Here is a 22,729-nt window from a genome sequence, read left to right on the forward strand (position 1 = left end):
GCGCATTCGGGCATCTGTCGTTGTACATGTCTATACATTAAGTATTTGCTTGCCAGGGATTTGTCATGGACCTTTCCAATCCACCCTTTCTGCCGGTGCGCAACCGGGCGCTGGACCTGCTCAAGTGGCTGGCGATGCTGAGCATGGTGCTCGATCACCTGCGCTATGTGGGCGCATCGATCGATGAGCTGTACGTGCCGGGACGCCTGGCGTTTCCGTGGTTCTGCCTGGCGATCGCCGCCAACCTGGCCCGGCGCAGCGCCGCCGAGGTGGGGCCACAGGTGAAATGGCGCTACCTGGGCTGGATGCTGGGCTTTGCGCTGGTGTCCGAGGTGCCGTACCGGTTGTTCATGGCCGACGCGACGGTGCTCAACGTCATGCCGACCCTGCTGTTGGGGCTGCTGATTGCCCAGGGCTGGCGCCAGCGCCGGGTCGAAACGCGGATCATGGCGCTGGTGGCCTTGTTGCTGGCGGCGGTGCTGCAACAGCACCTGATGTTCGGCCTGCCCGGTGTGCTGCTGCCGCTGGTGCTGTTGCAGGTGATGCAGCGCGCGCTTGGCTGGGCCTTGCTGGCCGGCGTGGTGTGCGTCTTTGCCAACGCCTGGCAGGAGCTGTTCGCGGGGATGGGGCGGGGCGATCCGGTGGCGACTGGCGCGTTTGTGGCCTGCCTGCTGGCGCCGCTGGCCGGCGTGGCGCTGCTGCAGCGCAAGGTGCGCTGGCAGGTCTGGCCGATGCGGCGCTGGGCCTACGCGATCTACCCGCTGCACTTTTTGCTGTTGTCGGGTGTACGGCACATCACCTGACGGTCGCTTCGCGCTGCGGGCGACACAGGCCGGGCCTGTACTGCAGCCATCGCCGGCAAGCCGCCTCCCACAGAGTGATCCCGGTACACAGGCCGGTCATCTACGCTGAAGATCGCTGTAGACAAAACGCCATCAACGCCCTTATCGTTCGCGCAGGCCGCCTCATGTGGCCAACGTCGCTCGGACGGTTCCGGGCGCTTACGTCTGCGAGATTCTCATGGCTGACCAAGGTTTGCCGCGCCGCTTTGCGCGCATTGATCGACTCCCCCCTTATGTGTTCAACATCACTGCCGAGCTGAAGATGGCCGCTCGTCGTCGTGGTGAGGACATCATCGACCTGAGCATGGGCAACCCCGACGGGGCCACGCCGCCGCACATCGTCGAAAAACTGGTCACCGTCGCCCAGCGCGAAGACACCCACGGCTATTCCACGTCGCGGGGCATTCCACGCCTGCGCCGGGCGATTTCCAACTGGTACAAGAAGCGCTACGAGGTCGACATCGACCCCGAAAGCGAAGCCATCGTCACCATCGGCTCCAAGGAAGGCCTGGCGCACCTGATGCTGGCCACCCTGGACCAGGGCGACACGGTGCTGGTGCCCAACCCCAGCTACCCGATCCACATCTACGGTGCCGTGATTGCCGGCGCCCAGGTGCGTTCGGTGCCGCTGGTACCGGGGGTGGATTTCTTCGCCGAGCTGGAAAAGGCCATCCGTGGCTCGATTCCCAAGCCGAAGATGATGATCCTGGGCTTTCCGTCCAACCCCACCGCACAGTGCGTAGAGCTGGACTTCTTCGAGCGCGTGGTGGCCCTGGCCAAGCAGTACGACGTGCTGGTGATCCACGACCTGGCCTACGCCGACATCGTCTATGACGGCTGGAAAGCGCCGTCGATCATGCAGGTGCCGGGTGCCAAGGACATTGCGGTGGAGTTTTTCACCCTGTCCAAGAGCTACAACATGGCCGGCTGGCGGATCGGCTTCATGGTCGGCAATCACGAGCTGGTCGGCGCCCTGGCGCGGATCAAGAGCTACCACGACTACGGCACCTTCACGCCCTTGCAGGTCGCGGCCATTGCCGCCCTGGAAGGCGACCAGCAATGCGTGCTGGACATCGCCGAGCAGTACCGCCAGCGCCGCAACGTGCTGGTCAAGGGCCTGCACGAGCTGGGCTGGATGGTCGAGAACCCCAAGGCCTCGATGTACGTCTGGGCGAAAATTCCCGAGGCCTATGCGCACCTGGGGTCGCTGGAGTTCGCCAAGAAGCTGCTGGCCGAGGCCAAGGTCTGCGTGTCGCCGGGTGTCGGCTTTGGCGAGTACGGCGATGACCATGTGCGCTTTGCCCTGATCGAGAACCAGGACCGTATCCGCCAGGCGGTGCGCGGCATCCGCACGATGTTCCGTGCCGATGGCCTGGTAGGCAAATCGGGGGCTTGAAGCGTTGGCGGGCGATGACCCGATCTCGCTGCCCGGCAAGCATGGGGCACTGTAGGAGCGCGCTTGCCCGCGACCGGCTGCGTTAGCAGTCGTAAATTTGTGGCGTTTCCGAGATTTCTGCGAGCGCTACGCACTCGGTCGCGGGCAGAGCGCGCTCCTACACTCCTCTCGCAGGGCGACGATATTGCCCGCGACCGAGTGCGCAGCGCTCGCAAAATTGGTGAGGCCCCACAAATTTCCGATCTGGAATCTACGAAACGCCACAATTTTACGACTGCTAACGCAGCCGGTCGCGGGCAGAGCGCGCTCCTACAACCCCTCGCAGGGCGACGACAGCGTCGCCTTGTACTTGTCTGAATACGCCATTGCCGTTCTCCGGCCGCGTGTCCGCGCCGCCAGAACAGCGCCTTTTCGATCTGCGTTCGATCCGCCCCTACAAGCGCCGAAAGCCTTGGCAGACCGGGCGTTTTGTCGTCTTTGCCCGGCAAACGCGAAGCCTTCGCGATTCGCCGGGTTTGATGGCGTTCAATCCATGTCGTAAATGCGCCTTTGCGTGGCGTGCGCAGGCATTTGATCGGACCCTGTCGGCCCTACCATCGCAGCCAGAGGGTTGATCAATGCCCTGACCATAATGAAAGGCGCCGCGACGCCGCTGGAGAGAACGCGATGTTCAGCAAACAAGATCAGATCCAGGGTTACGATGACGAGCTGTTGGCGGCGATGAATGCCGAAGACCAGCGTCAGGAAGATCACATCGAACTCATCGCTTCTGAAAACTACACCAGCCAGCGCGTCATGCAGGCCCAAGGCAGCGGCCTGACCAACAAATACGCCGAAGGCTACCCGGGCAAGCGCTACTACGGCGGCTGCGAGCACGTCGACAAGGTCGAGCAACTGGCCATCGACCGCGCCAGGCAACTGTTCGGGGCCGACTACGTCAACGTCCAGCCGCATTCCGGCTCTTCGGCCAACTCGGCGGTCTACCTGGCGCTGCTGCAAGCCGGCGACACCCTCCTGGGCATGAGCCTGGCCCACGGCGGTCACCTGACCCACGGCGCCAAGGTGTCGTCTTCGGGCAAGCTGTACAACGCCGTGCAGTACGGCATCGACAACGACACCGGGCTGATCAACTACGACGAAGTCGAGCGCCTGGCCGTCGAGCACAAGCCGAAGATGATCGTCGCCGGCTTCTCGGCCTACTCCAAGACCCTGGACTTCCCGCGCTTTCGCGAGATCGCCGACAAGGTCGGGGCCCTGCTGTTCGTCGACATGGCCCACGTGGCCGGTCTGGTCGCCGCCGGCCTGTACCCCAACCCGCTGCCGTACGCCGACGTGGTCACCACCACCACCCACAAGACCCTGCGCGGTCCGCGTGGCGGCCTGATCCTGGCGCGTGCCAACCCCGAGATCGAGAAAAAGCTCAACGCCGCCGTATTCCCCGGCGCCCAGGGCGGCCCGCTGATGCACGTCATCGCCGGCAAGGCGGTGTGCTTCAAGGAAGCGCTGGAGCCAGGTTTCAAGGCCTACCAGCAACAAGTGATCGATAACGCCCAGGCCATGGCCGGCGTGTTCATCGAGCGCGGCTTCGACGTGGTGTCCGGCGGTACCGACAACCACCTGTTCCTGGTCAGCCTGATCCGCCAGGGCCTGACCGGCAAGGACGCCGACGCGGCCCTGGGCCGTGCGCACATCACCGTCAACAAGAACGCCGTACCGAACGACCCGCAGTCGCCGTTCGTGACCTCGGGCCTGCGCATCGGCACCCCGGCCGTCACCACCCGTGGCTTCAAGCAGGCCCAGTGCATCGAACTGGCCGGCTGGATCTGCGACATCCTCGACAACCTCGGCGATGCCGATGTCGAGGCCAATGTCGCCAGCCATGTGGCCGCCCTGTGCGCCGATTTCCCGGTTTACCGCTGATTCAGGAGTCGCCTCAATGAATCGTTACTCAGGCTTCGGCCTTCTCAAGCACTCCTTCAGCCACCACGAAAACTGGCAGCGCATGTGGCGCACGCCCACGCCCAAGCAGGTCTACGACGTGGTCATCGTCGGCGGTGGCGGCCACGGCCTGGCCACGGCCTACTACCTGGCCAAGGAACACGGCATCACCAACGTGGCCGTGATCGAAAAGGGCTACCTGGGCGGCGGCAACACCGCCCGCAACACCACCATCGTGCGCTCCAACTACCTGTGGGACGAATCGGCCCACCTGTACGAGCACGCCATGAAACTGTGGGAAGGCCTGTCCCAGGACCTGAACTACAACGTGATGTTTTCCCAGCGCGGCGTGTATAACCTGTGCCACACCCTGCAGGACATCCGTGACTCGGAGCGCCGCGTCAGCGCCAACCGCCTCAACGGCGTGGATGGCGAGCTGCTCAACACCCAGCAGGTGGCCGACGAGATCCCGTACCTGGACTGCTCGAAGAACACCCGCTACCCGATCCTGGGCGCCACCGTACAACGCCGTGGCGGCGTGGCCCGCCATGACGCCGTGGCCTGGGGCTTTGCCCGCGCCGCCGACGCCCTGGGCGTCGACCTGATCCAGCAGACCGAAGTCATCGGCTTTCGCAAGCAGAACGGCGTGTGCATCGGGGTCGAGACCACCAAGGGCTTCATCGGCGCCAAGCGTGTCGGCGTGGTTACTGCCGGTAACTCCGGGCACATGGCCAAGCTGGCCGGTTTCCGCCTGCCGGTCGAATCGCACCCGTTGCAGGCGCTGGTGTCCGAGCCGATCAAGCCGATCATCGACAGCGTGATCATGTCCAACGCCGTGCACGGCTACATCAGCCAGTCCGACAAGGGCGACCTGGTGATCGGTGCCGGTATCGACAGCTGGGTCGGCTACGGCCAGCGCGGTTCGTACCCGGTCATCGAGCACACCATCCAGGCCATCGTCGAGATGTTCCCGGTCCTGTCGCGGGTGCGCATGAACCGCCAGTGGGGCGGCATCGTCGACACCACGCCGGACGCCTGCCCGATCATCTCCAAGACCCCGGTGCCGAACATGTTCTTCAACTGCGGCTGGGGCACCGGCGGCTTCAAGGCCACGCCGGGCTCGGGCAACGTGTTTGCCGCAAGTCTCGCCAAAGGCGAAATGCATCCACTGGCGGCACCGTTTTCCATCGATCGCTTCCATAACGGCGCGCTGATCGACGAACACGGCGCTGCGGCTGTCGCTCACTGATACGGGGATTTCGAACATGCTTTATATCTTCTGTCCTCACTGTGGCGAACTGCGCAGCGAAGAGGAATTCCACGCCGCCGGACAAGCGCACATTCCGCGCCCGCTGGACCCCGGTGCCTGCTCCGACAAGGAGTGGGGCGAGTACATGTTTTTCCGTGACAACCCGCGTGGCATCCACCACGAACTGTGGGACCACGCCGCCGGCTGCCGGCAGTATTTCAACGTCACCCGCAACACCGTGACCTACGAAATTCTCGAAACCTATCCGATTGGCGCCAAGCCGCAGTTCACGGCCGAGGGAGACAAGGTATGAGCCAGAGCAATCGACTGCCCAACGGTGGCCGTATCGACCGGAGCAAGGTGCTGCACTTCACCTTCAACGGTCAGACCTACCAGGGCTTTGCCGGTGACTCGCTGGCCTCGGCCCTGCTGGCCAACGGCGTGGACGTGATCGGCCGCAGCTTCAAGTACTCGCGTCCCCGCGGCATCTTCGCCGCCGGTGCCGAAGAGCCCAATGCCGTGCTGCAGCTGGGCGCCACCGAAGCCACCCAGATCCCCAACGTGCGGGCCACGCAACAGGCGCTGTACGCAGGTCTGGTCGCCGCCAGCACCAACGGCTGGCCGAACGTCAACAACGACATGATGGGCATCCTGGGCAAGGTCGGCGGCAAGCTGATGCCGCCGGGCTTCTACTACAAGACGTTCATGTACCCCCAGTCGTTCTGGATGACGTACGAGAAGTACATCCGTAAAGCGGCCGGCCTTGGCCGGTCGCCGCTGGAAAACGACCCGGACCGCTACGACAACTACAACCAGCACTGCGACGTGCTGGTGGTCGGTGCAGGTCCCGCCGGTCTGGCGGCTGCCCTGGCCGCCGGGCGCAGTGGTGCCCGGGTGATCCTGGCCGATGAACAGGAAGAGTTCGGCGGCAGCCTGCTCGACACCCGTGAAAGCCTGGACGGCAAGCCGGCCACTGAGTGGGTTGCCAGTGTCGTCGCCGAACTGGCGGGCCTGGACAACGTGATCCTGTTGCCACGCGCCACCGTCAATGGCTACCACGACCACAACTTCCTGACCATTCACGAGCGCCTGACCGATCACCTCGGTGACCGTGCGCCGATCGGCCAGGTGCGTCATCGCGTGCACCGTGTGCGCGCCGGCCGTGTAGTCCTGGCCACCGGTACCCACGAGCGTCCGCTGGTCTACGCCAACAACGACGTGCCCGGCAACATGCTGGCCGGCGCGGTGTCGACCTACGTGCGCCGCTATGGCGTTTCGCCCGGCAAGAAACTGGTCCTGAGCACCAACAACGACCACGCCTACCGCGTGGCCCTGGACTGGCTCGACGCCGGCCTGCAAGTGGTGGCCATTGCCGATGCGCGGCACAACCCGCGTGGTTCGCTGGTCGAGGAAGCCCGGGCCAAGGGCCTGCGCATCCTGACCTCCAGTGCGGTGATCGAAGCCCGTGGCACCAAGCGCGTGACCGGTGCCCGTGTCGCGGCCATCGACCTGAAATCCATGAAAGTCACCAGCCCCGGCGAGTGGCTCGATGCCGACCTGATCGCCAGCTCCGGCGGCTACAGCCCGGTGGTCCACCTGGCCTCGCACCTGGGCGGCAAGCCGGTCTGGCGTGAAGACATCCTGGGCTTCGTGCCCGGCGAAGCCCCGCAGAAACGCGTGTGCGTCGGTGGCATCAACGGCGTCTACAGCCTGGGCGATGCCCTGGCCGACGGCTTCGAAGGCGGCGTGCGCGCGGCCAGCGAAACCGGCTTCAAGGCGGTCGAAGGCGTACTGCCCAAAGCCGTCAATCGCACGGAAGAACCGACCGTGGCGCTGTTCCAGGTGCCGCACGAGAAGGGCACGGCACGGGCGCCCAAGCAGTTCGTCGACCTGCAGAACGACGTGACCGCTGCTGCCATCGAACTGGCAACCCGCGAAGGCTTCGAGTCGGTCGAGCACGTCAAGCGCTACACCGCGCTGGGCTTCGGCACCGACCAGGGCAAGCTGGGCAACGTCAACGGCCTGGCCATCGCGGCCCGTTCGCTGAACGTGACCATCCCCGAGATGGGCACCACCATGTTCCGCCCCAACTACACGCCGGTGACCTTCGGCGCGGTGGCCGGCCGGCACTGTGGGCACATCTTCGAGCCGGTCCGCTTCACCGCGCTGCATGCCTGGCATGTGCGCAACGGCGCCGAGTTCGAAGACGTCGGCCAGTGGAAGCGTCCGTGGTACTTCCCGAAGAACGGTGAAGACATGCACGCCGCCGTGGCCCGCGAATGCAAGGCCGTGCGCGACAGCGTCGGCCTGCTCGACGCCTCGACCCTGGGCAAGATCGACATCCAGGGCCCGGATTCGCGCGAGTTCCTCAACCGCATCTACACCAACGCCTGGACCAAGCTGGACGTAGGCAAGGCGCGCTACGGCCTGATGTGCAAGGAAGACGGCATGGTCTTCGACGACGGCGTGACCGCCTGCGTCGCCGACAACCACTTCGTAATGACCACCACCACCGGCGGCGCGGCCCGTGTGCTGCAATGGCTGGAGCTGTACCACCAGACCGAATGGCCGGAACTGAAGGTGTACTTCACCTCGGTCACCGACCACTGGGCGACCATGACCCTGTCGGGCCCCAACAGCCGCAAGCTGCTGGCCGAGGTCAGCGACATCGACCTGGACCGTGAAGCCTTTCCGTTCATGACCTGGAAAGAAGGTCAGGTCGGCGGCGTGCCGGCGCGGGTGTTCCGCATCTCGTTCACCGGCGAGCTGTCCTACGAGGTCAACGTCCAGGCCGACTACGCCATGGGTGTGCTGGAGAAGATTGCCGAAGCCGGCAAGAAGTACAACCTGACCCCGTATGGCACCGAGACCATGCACGTGCTGCGCGCCGAGAAGGGCTTCATCATCGTCGGCCAGGACACCGACGCCTCGATGACCCCGGACGACCTGAACATGGGCTGGTGCGTCGGCCGGACCAAGCCATTCTCGTGGATCGGCTGGCGCGGCATGAACCGTGAAGACTGCGTACGCGAGCAGCGCAAGCAACTGGTCGGCCTCAAGCCGGTCGACCCCAAGCGCTGGCTGCCGGAAGGCGCGCAACTGGTGTTCAATCCGAACCAGACCATCCCGATGAAAATGGTCGGTCACGTGACCTCCAGCTATGCGCATAACTCGCTGGGTTATTCATTTGCCCTGGCCGTGGTCAAGGGCGGTCTGAACCGCATGGGCGAGAAGGTCTATGCACCGCTGGCCGATGGCAGCGTGATCGAGGCCGAGATCGTGTCTTCGGTGTTCTTCGATCCGAAGAACGAGCGCCAGAACGTGGAATGACCCGATGGCCGCGGGGCGTGGAGGGTGGGTGTGGGACCGGCTTGAGCCGGGAAGCAGACACCCCCTTCCATGCACCTCGCTGCTGCATCGGATCGTCGCCCGGCCTGTTGCTGCGGGCACTACAACAGAATTGATTACAGGTGCGTCATGACTACAGTCAACGTATACCAGCAACGTCCCGCCACCGGCGCCAAGGCCGAGTCGCCGCTGTTCCATGCCGGCTTCGACAAGCTGGTGGGCAAGGGCCACACCAATCCGGGCGTGGTGCTGCGCGAGAAGAAACTCCTGGGTCACCTGACCCTGCGTGGCGACGGCCATGACCCGGCCTTTGCTGCCGGCGTGCACAAGGCCCTGGGCCTTGAACTGCCAGGCGCCCTGGGCCTGGTGATCGACGGCGAGCGTTCGCTGCAATGGCTGGGCCCGGATGAATGGGTGCTGATCGTGCCGACCGGCGAAGAGCTCGACGCCGAGCTGAAACTGCGCGAAGCGCTGGACGGGTTGCACATTGCTATCGTCAACGTCAGCGGTGGCTGGTCGGTGCTGGAACTGAGCGGTCCACACGTGCGCGATGTGCTGCAGAAATCCACCAGCTACGACGTGCACCCCAATAACTTCCCGGTCGGCAAGGCCGTGGGTACGGTGTTCGCCAAGTCGCAACTGGTGATCCGCCGCACCGGCGAAGACACTTGGGAACTGCTGGTACGCCGCAGCTTCTCCGACTACTGGTGGCTGTGGCTGCAGGATGCAACGGCTGAATATGGTCTGGGCGTAAAAGCCTGATCCGGCCCTGAACCCGACCGGGGGGGGTAGGAGCGCGCTTGCCCGCGACCGGCTGCGTCAGCAGCCGTAAATTTGCGGCGTTTCGCAGATTTTGAAGACGTTCACAGCCGTAAATTTGCGGCGTTTCGCAGATTTTGCGAGCGCTTCGCACTCGGTCGCGGGCAAGACGGATGGCCGCCCCCACGCTACAGCGGTTGTACCGCTCTGAACCAGGGAAATGACTTATGAGCCGCGCCCCCGATACATGGATTCTGACCGCCGATTGTCCGAGCGTGCTGGGCACGGTGGATGCGGTGACCCGCTATCTGTTCGAGCAGGGCTGCTATGTCACCGAGCACCATTCGTTCGATGACCGCTTGTCCGGCCGCTTTTTCATCCGGGTCGAGTTTCGCCAGCCCAAGGACTTCGACGAGGCCGGCTTTCGGGCGGGTCTGGCCGAACGCGGGGCCGGCTTTGGCATGGTCTTCGAGCTGACCGCGCCGGCCTATCGGCCCAAGGTGGTGATCATGGTCTCCAAGGCCGATCACTGCCTCAACGACCTGTTGTACCGCCAGCGCATCAACCAGCTGTCGATGGACGTGGTCGCGGTGGTGTCCAACCATCCTGACCTTGAGCCGCTGGCCGCCTGGCATTCGATTCCCTACCACTGTTTCCCGCTCGACCCCAACGACAAGCCGGGCCAGGAAGCGAAAGTCTGGCAGGTGATCGAAGACTCTGGCGCCGAACTGGTGATCCTTGCCCGCTACATGCAGGTGCTGTCACCGGACCTGTGCCGCAAGCTCGACGGCAAGGCCATCAACATCCACCACTCGCTGCTGCCCGGCTTCAAGGGCGCCAAGCCGTATCACCAGGCCTACAACAAGGGCGTGAAGATGGTCGGTGCCACCGCGCACTACATCAATAACGACCTGGATGAAGGCCCGATCATCGCCCAGGGCGTCGAGGTGGTCGACCACGCGCATTACCCCGAAGACCTGATTGCCAAGGGCCGTGACATCGAGTGCCTGACCCTGGCGCGTGCCATCGGCTATCACATCGAGCGGCGCGTGTTCCTCAACGCCAATCGCACCGTCGTGCTCTGATTCACGTCGACGTTTCGCCGCGCTGCCGCCCGGTTGAAACGTCGATGTTTCTTTCTTGCGCATTCGCCGCGCATTTTCTCCATCAGCCACTATTCTCAATTTCCGCTGCCTGCTGCACGGAAAACACGACAAATCTGCACCGTTGTCGTTTTTGGAATAGCTGAGGGCGGTGTGGCTGAAAATTCCCGGCTCGATTCAGCGCATCCTTGGCAGCAAGCGACACGCGACGTGTGACCTGCTCGACGACGGGCCAATGCCTGGCCGTATTCGCCATCGAGTCTGCAATGCGTCGTGCTCCCTCGTTAAAAACAACGAATAGAGGTGACATGCATGTCTGGAAATCGCGGTGTGGTGTATCTCGGCGCTGGCAAGGTCGAAGTACAGAAAATCGACTACCCGAAAATGCAGGACCCCCGTGGCCGCAAGATCGAGCACGGCGTGATCCTGCGCGTGGTCTCGACCAACATCTGTGGCTCCGACCAGCACATGGTCCGTGGCCGTACCACCGCCCAGGTCGGCCTGGTGCTGGGCCATGAGATCACCGGTGAAGTGATCGAGAAGGGCACCGGCGTCGAGAACCTGCAGATCGGCGACCTGGTGTCGGTGCCGTTCAACGTGGCCTGCGGCCTGTGCCGTTCGTGCAAGGAACAGCACACCGGCGTGTGCCTGACCGTCAACCCGGCCCGTCCGGGGGGTGCCTATGGTTATGTCGACATGGGTGACTGGGTCGGTGGCCAGGCCGAGTACGTGCTGGTGCCGTACGCCGATTTCAACCTGCTGAAACTGCCGGACCGCGACCGCGCGATGGAGAAGATCCGCGACCTGACCTGCCTGTCCGACATCCTGCCGACCGGTTACCACGGTGCTGTCACCGCCGGTGTCGGCCCAGGCAGCACCGTGTACGTGGCCGGTGCCGGTCCTGTCGGCCTGGCCGCCGCTGCCTCGGCCCGCCTGCTGGGCGCGGCCGTGGTCATCGTCGGTGACGTCAACCCGGTGCGCCTGGCCCACGCCAAGGCCCAGGGTTTCGAGATCGCCGACCTGTCCACCGACACCCCGCTGCACGAACAGATCGCCGCGTTGCTGGGCGAGCCGGAAGTCGACTGCGCGGTCGATGCCGTGGGCTTCGAAGCCCGTGGCCACGGCCACGCCGGTGCCAAGGCCGAAGCGCCTGCTACCGTGCTCAACTCGCTGATGGGCGTGGTGCGCGTGGCCGGCAAGATCGGTATTCCCGGCCTGTACGTGACCGACGATCCAGGTGCGGTAGACGCTGCGGCCAAGCAGGGCGCCCTGAGCATCCGCTTTGGTCTGGGCTGGGCCAAGTCGCACAGCTTCCACACCGGCCAGACCCCGGTGATGAAGTACAACCGCCAGTTGATGCAGGCGATCATGTGGGACCGCATCAACATCGCTGACGTGGTGGGCGTGCAGGTGATCAGCCTGGACCAGGCCCCGGCCGGTTACGGCGAGTTCGACGCCGGCGTGCCGAAGAAATTCGTGATCGACCCGCACAAGCTGTTCAGCGCGGCGTAACAGCGATCTTCGCGGCGCAAGCCGCGATTTTCAAACATAAAACCACTCACTGATTTATTGCACTTGAAATTCGCCCTCTGGTAGGAGCGCGCTTGCCCGCGACCGAGTGCGAAGCGCTCGCAAAATCTGTGAAACGCCACAATTTTACAGTTGTGAACACATTCGAAATCTACGAAACGCCACAATTTTACGACTGCTAACGCACTCGGTCGCGGGCAGAGCGCGCTCCTACGGCAGGAGTGGCTCAGCCGCGCACCCTGCGCAGTTCGTGAATGCGCGCGTCCTTTTCGATCCACAGCTGGTTCACCCAGTCCTGCACCCTGGCCCGGAATACCGGGTCATTCTCGTAATCGCCCTGCCACAATCCGGCGTCCAGCTCGCGCGTGCGGATATCGACGATCACCTTCGGCACCCGCCCGCACAATAAATCCCAGAACCCCGGAATCCGTGAATCGGGGTATACCACCGTCACATCCAGGATCGCATCGAGTTGCTCGCCCATCGCCGCCAGCACAAAGGCCACGCCGCCGGCCTTGGGCTTGAGCAGGTGATCATAGGGCGACTGCTGGGCTTTCTGCTTGGCCTGGGTGAAGCGCGTGCCTTCGAGGTAATTGACGATGGTCACCGGCTGGCGCTTGAACAGCTCGCACGCCGCCTTGGTGATTTCCAGGTCCTGGCCCTTGAGCTGGGGGTTTTTGGCCAGGAAGGCCTTGGTGTAGCGCTTCATGAACGGATAATCCAGCGCCCACCAGGCCAGTCCCAGGAATGGCACCCAGATCAGTTCCTTTTTCAGGAAGAACTTGAAGAACGGCGTGCGCCGGTTGAAGGTCTGGATCAGCGCCGGGATGTCCACCCACGACTGGTGGTTACCGATCACCAGGTACGAGGTGTCGCGGCGCAGGTGGGCATCACCGAGGATTTCCCATTGGGTGGGCAGGGTGGCCGCAAAGATCCCTTTATTGATCTCGGCCCAGGTTTCGGCGATCCACATCACCGCGGCCGAGCAGTGATCACGCATCTCGCCCTGAAAGATCAGCTTGAGCAGGGCAAAGACCAGCAACGGGCCGATCAGCACCAGGGTGTTGGTCAGCAACAACAGGGTAACGAAACACCCGGTGAGCACGCGGCGCATAACAATCTCTGTCAGTCAGTGGTGGGCACATGATAGATAGCCTGGCTGGACACGCCAACGACACAGGTGCTTACAGATGTTTCGCAAGGCCCTGTTCGCGAACCAAGTGCCGTTACGCTGTCTAAAACCGGGCGCCAATCGGGCGCCGAGTCGTGTAAGGAGTCCATCGCGTGAAGACTGCCCTGATGTTGCTGTCCCTGTTGGCATTGCCGGCCCTGGCTGCCGAACCGACCCTGTACGGTCGTTATGAAAACATCAAGGTCCCCGAAGTGGGCGAGACCTTCAAGGCCAAGATGGACACCGGGGCGGTGACGGCCTCGTTGTCGGCCAGGGACATCGAGCTGTTCAAGCGCGACGGCGAGCAATGGGTACGCTTTCGCCTGGCGGCCGAGGGCTCCAGCGACAAGGTGTTCGAGCACAAGCTGGCGCGCATCAGCAAGATCAAGGGTCGCGCCGACGAAGACGATGAGGACGAGGGCGGCGTCGAGGCCGCCACACGTCCGGTCATCGAGCTGCAGCTGTGCCTGGGCAAGGAACAGCGCATGGTGGAAGTGAACCTGGTCGATCGCAGCCACTTCAACTACCCGCTGCTGATCGGTGCCAAAGCCCTGCGTGAGTTCAACGCGGCCGTGAACCCGGCACGGCGCTACACCGCCGACAAACCCGATTGCTGATTGACGAATGATGGCCAATCGCGCACCTTGCGCCATCGCTCACGGGCCTGGATGCCATGCCGCACATTCTGATTGTCGAAGATGAAGTCGCGATTGCCGACACCCTGATCTACGCCCTGCACAGCGAGGGCTTCACCACCGCCTGGCTGCAGCTGGGCCAGGCCGCCGTCGAGCATCAGCGCCAGACACCGGCCGACCTGATCATTCTGGATGTCGGCCTGCCGGACATCACAGGCTTCGAGGCGTGCAAACAGTTGCGCCGTTTCAGCGATGTGCCGGTGATGTTCCTGACCGCGCGCAATGCCGAAATCGACCGGGTGGTGGGCCTGGAGATCGGCGCCGACGACTACGTGGTCAAGCCATTCAGCCCGCGTGAGGTGGCCGCCCGGGTCAAGGCCATCCTCAAGCGCATGCTGCCGCGCGAGGCGATCGCACCGGTGCAGGCGCCGGCCAACGGCCTGTTCCAGCTGGACCTGGAGCGGGTGCAGATCAGCTATCGTGGCCAGCCGCTGAGCCTGACCCGCCATGAGTTTCGCCTGTTGCAGTGCCTGCTGGAGCAGCCGGAGCGGGTGTTCAGCCGCGAGCAGTTGCTCGATGCCCTGGGCGTGGCCGCCGATGCCGGCTACGAACGCAGCATCGACAGTCATATCAAGAGCGTGCGTGCCAAGCTGCGGGCGGTGGCGGCCGAGTCCGAGCCGATCCAGACCCACCGCGGCATCGGCTACAGTTTCAGCCCGGTCCACAGCTGAATGTCGCTCAGTATCCGCATCTTTCTGGTCTATGCGGTGTTCATCGCCCTGACCGGCTATTTCGTGCTCAGCACGGTGATGAAAGAGGTGCGCCCCGGCGTGCGCCAGTCCACCGAGGAGACGCTGGTCGACACCGCCAACCTGCTGGCCGAGATTTTTCAGGACGATGTGCGCAAGGGCACCCTGGGCCAGAGCCGCTTCAACGAAGTGCTCAAGGATTATGGTCTGCGCAAGCCCGACGCCACCATCTGGGAGCTGCGCAAGAAACAGGTCAACAACCGCATTTACGTGACCGACGCCCGCGGCATTGTGCTGCTCGACTCGGCCGGCCTGGCGGTGGGACAGGATTATTCACGCTGGAACGATGTTTTCCTGACCCTGCGTGGCCAGTACGGTGCGCGTTCGACCCGTAGCGATCCGGAAGACGAACATTCGTCGGTGATGCACGTCGGCGCGCCGATCCTTGACCAGGGGGTGATCATCGGCGTGGTGACCGTGGCCAAGCCCAACAGCTCGCTGCAACCGTATGTCGACCGCGCCGAGCGCCGCCTGCTGTGGTACGGCGGCGGCCTGATGGTGCTGGGGCTGCTGATGGGCGCGCTGTTTTCCTGGTGGCTGAGCTCGGCCCTGCGCCGCCTGACCCGCTACGCCCAGGTGGTCAGCGAAGGTCAGCGCGTCGAGGTGCCGCACTATCGCGGTGGCGAGCTGGAGCAACTGGCCACGGCGGTGGAGCACATGCGGACCCAACTGGAAGGCAAGGCTTATGTCGAGCGCTACGTGCATACCCTGACCCATGAGCTCAAAAGCCCGCTGGCGGCCATCCGTGGTGCTGCCGAGCTGTTGCAGGACGACATGCCCGAGGTTCAGCGCCAGCGGTTTGCGAGCAATATCCAGAACGAAAGCCAGCGCATGCAGCAACTGATCGAGCGGTTGCTGAACCTGGCCATGGTCGAACAGCGCCAAGAGCTGGAAGAACGTGTCGCCGTGCCGCTGGCGGCGTTGATCGATGAACTGCTCGCCGCCCGCAGCCTGGCGGTCGAACGCCTGGAACTGACGGTCGAGCAGCACATCGAGCCGGCGTTGAGCCTGTACGGCGAGCGCTTTCTGTTGCAGCAGGCCTTGGCCAACCTGCTCGACAACGCCCTGGACTTCACCCCATCAGGCGGCACCCTGCGCCTGGCAGCCGAGCGCAAGGGCGCGGGCGTCCAGCTGACCCTGTTCAACAGCGCCGCAGCCATTCCCGATTACGCCCTGAGCCGCTTGTGCGAGCGTTTCTACTCCCTGCCACGCCCGCACACCGGGCGTAAAAGCACAGGCCTTGGGCTTAACTTCGTGGCCGAGGTGGTGCAACTGCATGGTGGTGAGCTGAAGATCGAGAACGTCGAAGGCGGGGTGCTGGTCAGCCTGTGGCTGTAGGACTCATGCCGATCAGTCAAGCCACGACGCGGACTTGTGGCAGACAGCAACCGTCTGGCGATGACTGTGTGACAGGCGCAGCAGGTGTGCTGGTCTTGCTGGCCTCATCGCGGGCAGAGCCCCCTCCCACAGGTTTGATGTGACCCTGAATTTCGGGCCTGACACCTGACTGTGGGAGGCGGCTTGCCGGCGATGGCGATGTGTCAGGCGCAGCAGGTGTATGGGCCTTGCTGGCCTCATCGCCGGATCGCCGGCTGGAACCGGGGACAGGCATCCTGAGCGAGCGTAGAGCTCGCGAAGTGGCCTGTACACCCGGCGTCTCTGTGGGCCGGCACTCAGCCAGTGCCGTCAGCGGCTCAGCTCACCTGAACCAGTTGCAGGTCGCGCAGGGCCTGGACGAGTGCCGGCAAATCCTCGAAAGGACGCAGGTGCAGGCGTTGCCAGTGTTGCCGGTCGATGTACCAGCGGCCCTCGGCATTGCGCAGCACGGGCGTGCGCTCGATCAGGTTCTGCCGTGAACGATGGACGATCACCGGTTGGGCGGTGTCGCGACCTTCGATCATGAACAGGCCCGGACGGTACAGCTTGCGCTCGACCGGCGCGGCCTGGGCGGCGGTCAGCAAATCATCGGCCAGGTCGACCGGACCATGCGGGGTGGGCAGGCCCAGTGCATAGTCGTTGCGAATGAATGCCCGTTGCTTGCCCAGCTCATCGCCGGCCATGCGTCCCGGGTCGCCGGCCGGGCCGAAGTGTTCCCCTGGCGGCATGTCGTAAACGCGCAGGCTGATGCCTTGTTCCAGCTCGGCCAGGCCCGGTACGGCCGTCTCGAAGGTGCTGGCATGGGTTTCGCCTACCAGCGCGATCCAGTTGTGCGGCCCTGCCAGCTCCTGATGGCGACGAATCGTGCGTGAAGCGAAGAAATTCATCATGAACAGTCGGTCATGGTGATGACTCACCTGCATGTTGCGCAGGTAATAGCTGGGCATGCAGTCCAGGGCGCGTACTTCGATGCCGTGTTCGCGCGCCTTGATGACCAGTTGCTCAAACGTGTAGATGCCGTTCGGGTCGGTGTAGAAGCCGCGGTCCATCTGCTTGAGGTAGTGCAGCAGGCGCTTGCTCATCAGGCCTTTTTCGGCGAACAGGTCCAGGTCCAGCTGGTGCATGTCGGCTTGCAGGTGCTCAAGGTACAACGTCTTGACCTGGCGCCGGGACAAGTGCGGCAGGTTGTCGATGATGAACTGCTTGCTGGCGATCGAGCTGTGGTATTCGCCGATGATCAAGGCCGGGGTCTGGGCATAGAGGCTGTCGATCAGGTCGGCTTGCGAGTTCAGCCCGGACACGTCAGGCAAGGTGGGGCGTGGCCGCAGAGGCTGTTGGGGCAGTGTCCTGGCATCGGCCTGCAAGCGGTTGCGCAGCCGGAAGAATACCCGGCGTGCCGGCTCCTGATGCTTTTTGTGGGGGCCGTACAGCGGGTGCAGCCCGCGGTGCTCGAACAGGGCCAGTTCATGGGCGACATCCAGGTGCGACGTGGGCACCTCGTACAAAGGATCGGCCAATGAACGCTGCAGGGCGGTCGGCTCCAGGTCCGCCGGCCAGTCGGCGGCCGCAACGCGCTGCCACTGGCCGTTGTCATCAAGCCTGAAGCCATGGGCACCGGGGTTTTCCAGGAGTTGCTGGCTGAGCAAGGCGCCTGGGCTTTCCGGCTGCGCCCGCAGGGCTTGCCTTTTGAACAACTGCGCCAGGGCCAGATCCAGCGCCTGTGGCCTGGCGGCCTCGATGTCTGGCGTGGCGACCGGGATCGCAGGCTTGATGTCGGGATTGGCCATGTCGAGCCGGAAGTCGCCCCGGCTGACGCTGTCGTCGATACCGGTGCCGGGCAGATCACGCACGATGCGCAGCGGCTGGCCGCTGGCGACGTCCTGGACACGAATGCTGAGGGCACCGTGCAGCTCGGCAATGCCGGGCACCTGGTGGTGGAGGTTGGCATGCTTGTGGTCGAGCAGCGCCACCCAGCGCCGCCCCGGCACTTGCGCGGTGTCGGCGGCAATGAGGCGCGAGCCGAAGAACACTGACATCCTTTGCAGGTCTGTCGGGTCCATCGGTGCCGTGCTGTCAATGAAGTCGTAGCTCACCGAGGAGCTGAACGGCCTGACCTCGATGCCATGACGATGCGCTGCCTTGATCAGGTGATAGTAGTCATGGCTGTCGCTGCCATTGAACAGGGCGCCCTTGTTCAGCGTATAAAGATGCTCCCTGAGCTCGGCCGAGCCTGTGCGGCTTTTCTTGCCCAGCGCGTAGTACTTGCGCAGCTTGGCCAGGTGCTGGTCGGTAAACAGGTGCTCGAGGTAGAGCACGCTGACGTTCTGCTCGGCCAGTCGCGGCATGTGCTCGATCAGCAACTGCTTGCTGGCTTGCGAGGCCGGCGTCTCGCTGATCACCAGGCCCTGGCTGCGGCTGAAGGCGGCCTTGATCAGGTCGTCGGCGGTCATGGCCTCGTGCAGTTCCGGCAGGTCGGCCTTGGCCGCCAGCGCGGGCTGTTCGAAGAAGGCAGCAGCATCCTTGCGCAGGGCTTCACGCAATCGTGCATACACCTCACGCCCTTCGCGCAGCAGCGGGGCGAAGAATTCCGGTGGCAATGCCATGCCGACATCGACTGACAATGTCCAGTTGCGGTTGACGATGCCTGGCAGTTGCTGCATCCACTGCTCGCTCAGTTCATAGGCACTGCTCGAAGAAGGCAGGGGCGCGCTTGAGGGACCGGCGGTGGCCGGCTCGTTTTCCAGCGGCTCGAACCGGGTGCCACCACCGCCACGCAGGCCCCGGCTGTCGAGCAGTCGCCACTGACCACTGTCGGTCAGGTAGACCGGTTGCTTGCCATAGAAGGCATAAGGATTGGCCGGGTCGATGATCTGCCACAGGCGTCGGTGTGCGTCGAACTGCACCTCATAGACATTGCCCTCCAGCGAAATGTAATAGTGGCCGTCAAGGCGGGTCACCCCCTTGGCATGGCCGTTGCTCACAGGTTCGGTGCCGTCCAGCGATTGCCGGGTCACGTAGGCCGGGTTGGGCTGCGGCGTCGTGCGGATCACCGGGCGCGGGGCTTCGGGCGTCCGAGGGCGCAGGAACGCGGCGATTTCCTGCTGAGTGAAATGACCGCTGGCAAGCAGGGCGTAGGGATCATGCCCGGCCGCACGTCGCAGCGGCGCGTGGGTGCCGGCGTGCAGGCGGCTGACGGTGCTGACTTGTGCCTGCTTGACCGATGCCAGCAGCGGATTGTGCCCGCCTTGGTCGGTCAGTTGTTGCAGCAGCCCGCCGAAGCCTTTCAGGCCGGTGCTGGCGTCGCCGGCGGCGCCAAAGGCATTGAGCCAGGCGCTGAGCACATGCAGGCTGGCCGCTTCGCGATCACCTTCGCTCAAGGCTTGCAGGGCCCGCGCGCTGTCGCGCAGGGTCAGGACGGCGCCGACGGCAAAGCTGGCGGGCGGGAACGGCAAGGTCACCGTCAAGGCAATCAGTTCAAGGGTGTTCCAGGTGATCCGGGCGATCAGGTCGCTGCGCCCGCTGACAGTGTCCTGCACATCCCGGATACGGCGTTCGAGGAGGTGATTGAAGCAAACCGCCTGCAGGTCTGCAAAAGGTTTGTCGGCCAGCGCAGGCGGCGGGCTGTTGTTGGTTTTTTTCAGGTCGATGAACCAGAAGGCCAGCGTCCTGTTCATCACTTGACGGCAGCGGTCCTTGTAGTAGTCGCTCATGCCTGGGGCATGCAGGCTGTGCATGAATTGTCCATGCACGCGCCATTCGAGGCCGTCGGGTGCATTGGGGGTGTAAAGCAACGCCTGGTCCGGGGCGGTTTTGCCCGGCGGGCACAGGATGTAGCAGCCTTGCGCAGTTTCTCGCCGGGCCAGCGGAATGTCGATCGGCAAGAGCTGGTCGAGGGTTTTCAGTGCATCCCCCAGTGCCGGCACATCCGAAGCGATGAACGGGTTGTCGACCACAAACTGCAACGGGTAGACCGGGTAGCGCTGACGGCTTGCGGCGTCGCTGTTGTGCATCTGATTGATCGACTGCTTCAGCCAGAGGTACTGGCTTTCGGACAACTGGCGCTTGAGGTGGCTGCGCAGGGCGGCGGCACGCATCTGCAGTTGCGTGATCAGCAGGCTCACCCGGCGCCGGTAGGCATAGCCCTCGCTCTGTGGGTCGAGCTGCGTCTGTCGGAGATGGGCAATCCAGGCATCGCTGCTCCAGGCGCCACGCACGGAGGCGGCGACTTTTTCCGGGGTCAGGGGCGACAGGTCGACGCCAGCCGGGCCGCTGAACGTGGCCTGGGTGTCGGCGGTGGCCGTCAGCACCCCCAGGCTGTCGTCATAGCCGTCGCGCAGCATGCGCGTGTAGCTGAGGGTCTCCCTGGGGGAGGTGACGATGATCCGGTCCGGATCGACTGTGCCGTCGGGCACGCCCAGCAGGGCGTTGATTCTGTCGCTGGCGTACTGGTGCACGAACGCCTCGTATTCGGGCGTGCGAGTGTGCCGTTGGGCCTGGTACTGGCGGGACACGCCTTCGACCGCGTCTTCAAGCGCCAGCAGTTCGCATCGCTGGCTGGCGCTGGCGCGCACGTACCAGTCCGGGGTGTGCTGCTGGTGCTCGGCAAGCTTGAGCTGGACATGGGCGGTGGCCATGGCGTGCAGGGCATCGTTGAACCCGGGATGCTCGATAAACCCCAGGAAGTCTTCAGGTGCCAGGGGTTTGTCGCGCAGCGCCAGCAGTTGCCTGGCAAGGTCCGGACGCTGTAGCGGCGTGACCTGATCGAGCAGGTACTGGCTCTGCTGCACCACGGCCGTCCAGGCGACCAGTTCCTGGCGCACCTGGCGCTCGTTATTGAAACTGTACAGGGCCTGCCCGCCAGGATTATTCGGCGTCCACAGCAGCAGGCGCCCGGGGCTGCCGTCAGGCTTTTCCAGCGTCAGCAAGAGCATGTCGCTCATGAGCTGCCGGTTGTTCAGGCGCACCTGTCGCACACTTACGCGGGGCGCCTCGGGGTGGCCGAGCAAGCGGTCGGTGAAGGCAAAGTCGCCGGGCTGTATATGGCCCTGGTACAAGGCGCTGTAGGCGTGGACCAGCAATTGGCGGCGCAGCACTTCGCCGATCATGTCCTTGACGCTGGCGGTGCCGTACACCTGGCGTTGCCGCTCGCTGAACTGGATACGCAAGTCCAGCTCGGTGACCGTGGCGCCCAGCCATTGCGCGGTCAGCAAGGGGCAACTGACGCTCAGCGACTGGCCGTCCAGGCTGAAGTGCGTGCCGGTCAGCCAGTCCGATGACGGATCGAGGTCATGGCTGTGCAGGCCGTACAGCCCGACCTCGCTCAGGGTGCGACGGGTCTCGAAAGGCGCCTGGCCAAGCAGGCTGCGACGGCGGGTCGTGACGATCACCTGATCGGGATCCAGCGGGTAGCCCAGGTCATTGTGCAAGCGTTCGGTCAGGCGCAGGCGCGCAAAGGCCTGGGCTGAACTGCACCCTTGCATCAGGCTGCCCAAGGTCAGGCGCACCTGCTCGTAGGCCAGCAGGCTGTCCAGGTAGCGCTGGCGCTCTTCGGCGCTGGCGTAGCGCAGCCATTCAGGCACTTCCAGGGCCTGGCGACGTTGCTGCAACTCGCTTTCGCGGCGGTGCAGCATGGCCGCCGGGCCCAGCAAGCCGGGCATGGCCAGGGCCGTCTGGATGCCCAGTTGCCAACTGGCCAGGTCATGCTGGCGCAGGCGGGTGTCGTTGCAGGCGTAGGCGACATCCTGGTGCTGCTTGTCGAGCTGCTGGGCAATCGCATGTTCGAAGGGTGGCGCGACAAACGGTGCCAGAATGAGATGGTCATCGGTGTAGGGTTCGGCGCTCAGGTCGGGGTCGGCTGCCAGTTGCCAGCCCAGGTCCTGATACGCCTGGCTCATGTTGCGCAGCAACGGCCCGCGCAGAGCCTGATCGTTGAGGCGCGTGACCAGGTCGGCCCGCAACTGCTGCAGTGACGCAAAGCCTTCCACGCCCCAGCCCGGCAGGTACAACAGGCACGCCCCGTCCTCGCGGGCGAACATCAGGGCGCCGTAGACCGGCTGGCCCTGTTGGTGTTCGTGGGCCAGGTACAGGGCATGGCTTTCGGGCCAGGCCGCGTTGCGGGCGGCGGTGCCGGTGCTGTCCGGGGGCAGGCAGTCCAGGTAGTCCGGGTGCAGGCTGCCGTCGATGATGCGCAGCAGCACTTCATCGTGCAGATCGTCACGCAGCGCCGTGGCCAGGACCTGGCGACGCGGCAGGCCGCTGGCATCCGGAGCGTTCCAGTATTGGGTCAGGGCGTGTTGCAACGCCTGGGCCTGTTCATCAACGGGTTGCCCGGACTCCGGCAGGCCGGGCAGGTGGGTCAGTTCTGCCGCCAGGTGGGTGGCGCGCGCGTTCAGGCGGGCCAGCAGGCGGTCGAGGGTGGCGGTTGAATAGTCGGGTAAAGACATAAGACAAGCGGTTCCTGTATGTAAGGGCATGCAGGCTTGGTGGCGCACATGCGTTCGGGCGCAATGCCCGGTAAAACATCAGGTCAATCAATCCCGCTTTGCCGTCTTGTGCGCGCTACATAGTTATGG

The 22,729-nt window shown here is 64.2% G+C and carries 14 protein-coding genes; 12 read left to right on the forward strand and 2 right to left on the reverse strand.

Annotation, left to right across the window (positions count from 1 at the left end):
• Positions 1 to 65 precede the first annotated feature (65 nt).
• The 9 genes from DGA31_RS13420 to fdhA all read left to right on the forward strand — a co-directional run bounded on the left by DGA31_RS13420 (position 66) and on the right by fdhA (position 12,147).
• The gene (locus DGA31_RS13420; protein ID WP_056840603.1) at positions 66 to 803 is read left to right on the forward strand and encodes a TraX family protein; all 738 of its coding nucleotides are present in this window, start codon (positions 66 to 68) and stop codon (positions 801 to 803) included.
• A 217-nt stretch (positions 804 to 1,020) separates the two neighbouring features.
• Positions 1,021 to 2,238, forward strand: coding sequence for an alanine transaminase (gene alaC / locus DGA31_RS13425; RefSeq protein ID WP_056840604.1), 1,218 nt, complete (start codon positions 1,021 to 1,023; stop codon positions 2,236 to 2,238).
• Between the two features lie 666 nt (positions 2,239 to 2,904).
• Positions 2,905 to 4,158, forward strand: coding sequence for a serine hydroxymethyltransferase (gene glyA / locus DGA31_RS13430; RefSeq protein WP_109512888.1), 1,254 nt, complete (start codon positions 2,905 to 2,907; stop codon positions 4,156 to 4,158).
• A gap of 16 nt (positions 4,159 to 4,174) precedes the next feature.
• On the forward strand, positions 4,175 to 5,425 hold the full coding sequence (locus tag DGA31_RS13435; protein ID WP_056840606.1) for a sarcosine oxidase subunit beta family protein: 1,251 nt from the start codon (positions 4,175 to 4,177) through the stop codon (positions 5,423 to 5,425).
• Positions 5,426 to 5,441: 16 nt separating this feature from the next.
• Positions 5,442 to 5,738, forward strand: a complete 297-nt coding sequence (locus DGA31_RS13440) for a sarcosine oxidase subunit delta (RefSeq protein WP_056840607.1) — start codon at positions 5,442 to 5,444, stop codon at positions 5,736 to 5,738.
• On the forward strand, positions 5,735 to 8,755 hold the full coding sequence (locus DGA31_RS13445; protein WP_056840608.1) for a sarcosine oxidase subunit alpha: 3,021 nt from the start codon (positions 5,735 to 5,737) through the stop codon (positions 8,753 to 8,755). The genes DGA31_RS13440 and DGA31_RS13445 overlap by 4 nt, the downstream gene beginning before the upstream one ends.
• A gap of 147 nt (positions 8,756 to 8,902) precedes the next feature.
• Entirely contained in the window at positions 8,903 to 9,535 is a 633-nt protein-coding gene (locus DGA31_RS13450; protein WP_056840609.1) for a sarcosine oxidase subunit gamma, read from the forward strand.
• A gap of 224 nt (positions 9,536 to 9,759) precedes the next feature.
• Positions 9,760 to 10,617 (forward strand): formyltetrahydrofolate deformylase, encoded by an 858-nt coding sequence (locus tag DGA31_RS13455; RefSeq protein ID WP_056840610.1) that lies wholly within the window; start codon positions 9,760 to 9,762, stop codon positions 10,615 to 10,617.
• 330 nt (positions 10,618 to 10,947) lie between these two features.
• Complete coding sequence (fdhA, locus tag DGA31_RS13460; RefSeq protein WP_056840611.1) at positions 10,948 to 12,147, forward strand: formaldehyde dehydrogenase, glutathione-independent; 1,200 nt, start codon at positions 10,948 to 10,950, stop codon at positions 12,145 to 12,147.
• A 244-nt stretch (positions 12,148 to 12,391) separates the two neighbouring features.
• On the opposite strand, the gene DGA31_RS13465 is transcribed toward fdhA, so the two are convergent.
• On the reverse strand, positions 12,392 to 13,279 hold the full coding sequence (locus DGA31_RS13465; RefSeq protein ID WP_109512889.1) for an acyltransferase: 888 nt from the start codon (positions 13,277 to 13,279) through the stop codon (positions 12,392 to 12,394).
• A 170-nt stretch (positions 13,280 to 13,449) separates the two neighbouring features.
• Between DGA31_RS13465 and rloA2 the strand changes: the two genes are divergently transcribed.
• Genes rloA2 through creC form a run of 3 tightly spaced genes read left to right on the forward strand, consistent with a single transcriptional unit; the run spans position 13,450 to position 16,118 of the window.
• Positions 13,450 to 13,953, forward strand: a complete 504-nt coding sequence (gene rloA2, locus DGA31_RS13470; RefSeq protein WP_056840613.1) for a retropepsin-like aspartic peptidase RloA2 — start codon at positions 13,450 to 13,452, stop codon at positions 13,951 to 13,953.
• A 56-nt stretch (positions 13,954 to 14,009) separates the two neighbouring features.
• Positions 14,010 to 14,702 carry a two-component system response regulator CreB gene (creB, locus tag DGA31_RS13475; RefSeq protein WP_109512890.1) on the forward strand — a complete coding sequence of 231 codons (693 nt, stop codon included), beginning with the start codon at positions 14,010 to 14,012 and terminating at the stop codon, positions 14,700 to 14,702.
• Positions 14,703 to 16,118 (forward strand): two-component system sensor histidine kinase CreC, encoded by a 1,416-nt coding sequence (gene creC / locus DGA31_RS13480; RefSeq protein ID WP_109512891.1) that lies wholly within the window; start codon positions 14,703 to 14,705, stop codon positions 16,116 to 16,118.
• 356 nt (positions 16,119 to 16,474) lie between these two features.
• On the opposite strand, the gene DGA31_RS13485 is transcribed toward creC, so the two are convergent.
• Positions 16,475 to 22,600, reverse strand: coding sequence for a membrane-targeted effector domain-containing toxin (locus tag DGA31_RS13485; protein WP_161959188.1), 6,126 nt, complete (start codon positions 22,598 to 22,600; stop codon positions 16,475 to 16,477).
• Positions 22,601 to 22,729: the final 129 nt, after the last annotated feature.

Source organism: Pseudomonas ovata (assembly GCF_003131185.1).
GTDB classification, from domain to species: domain Bacteria; phylum Pseudomonadota; class Gammaproteobacteria; order Pseudomonadales; family Pseudomonadaceae; genus Aquipseudomonas; species Aquipseudomonas ovata.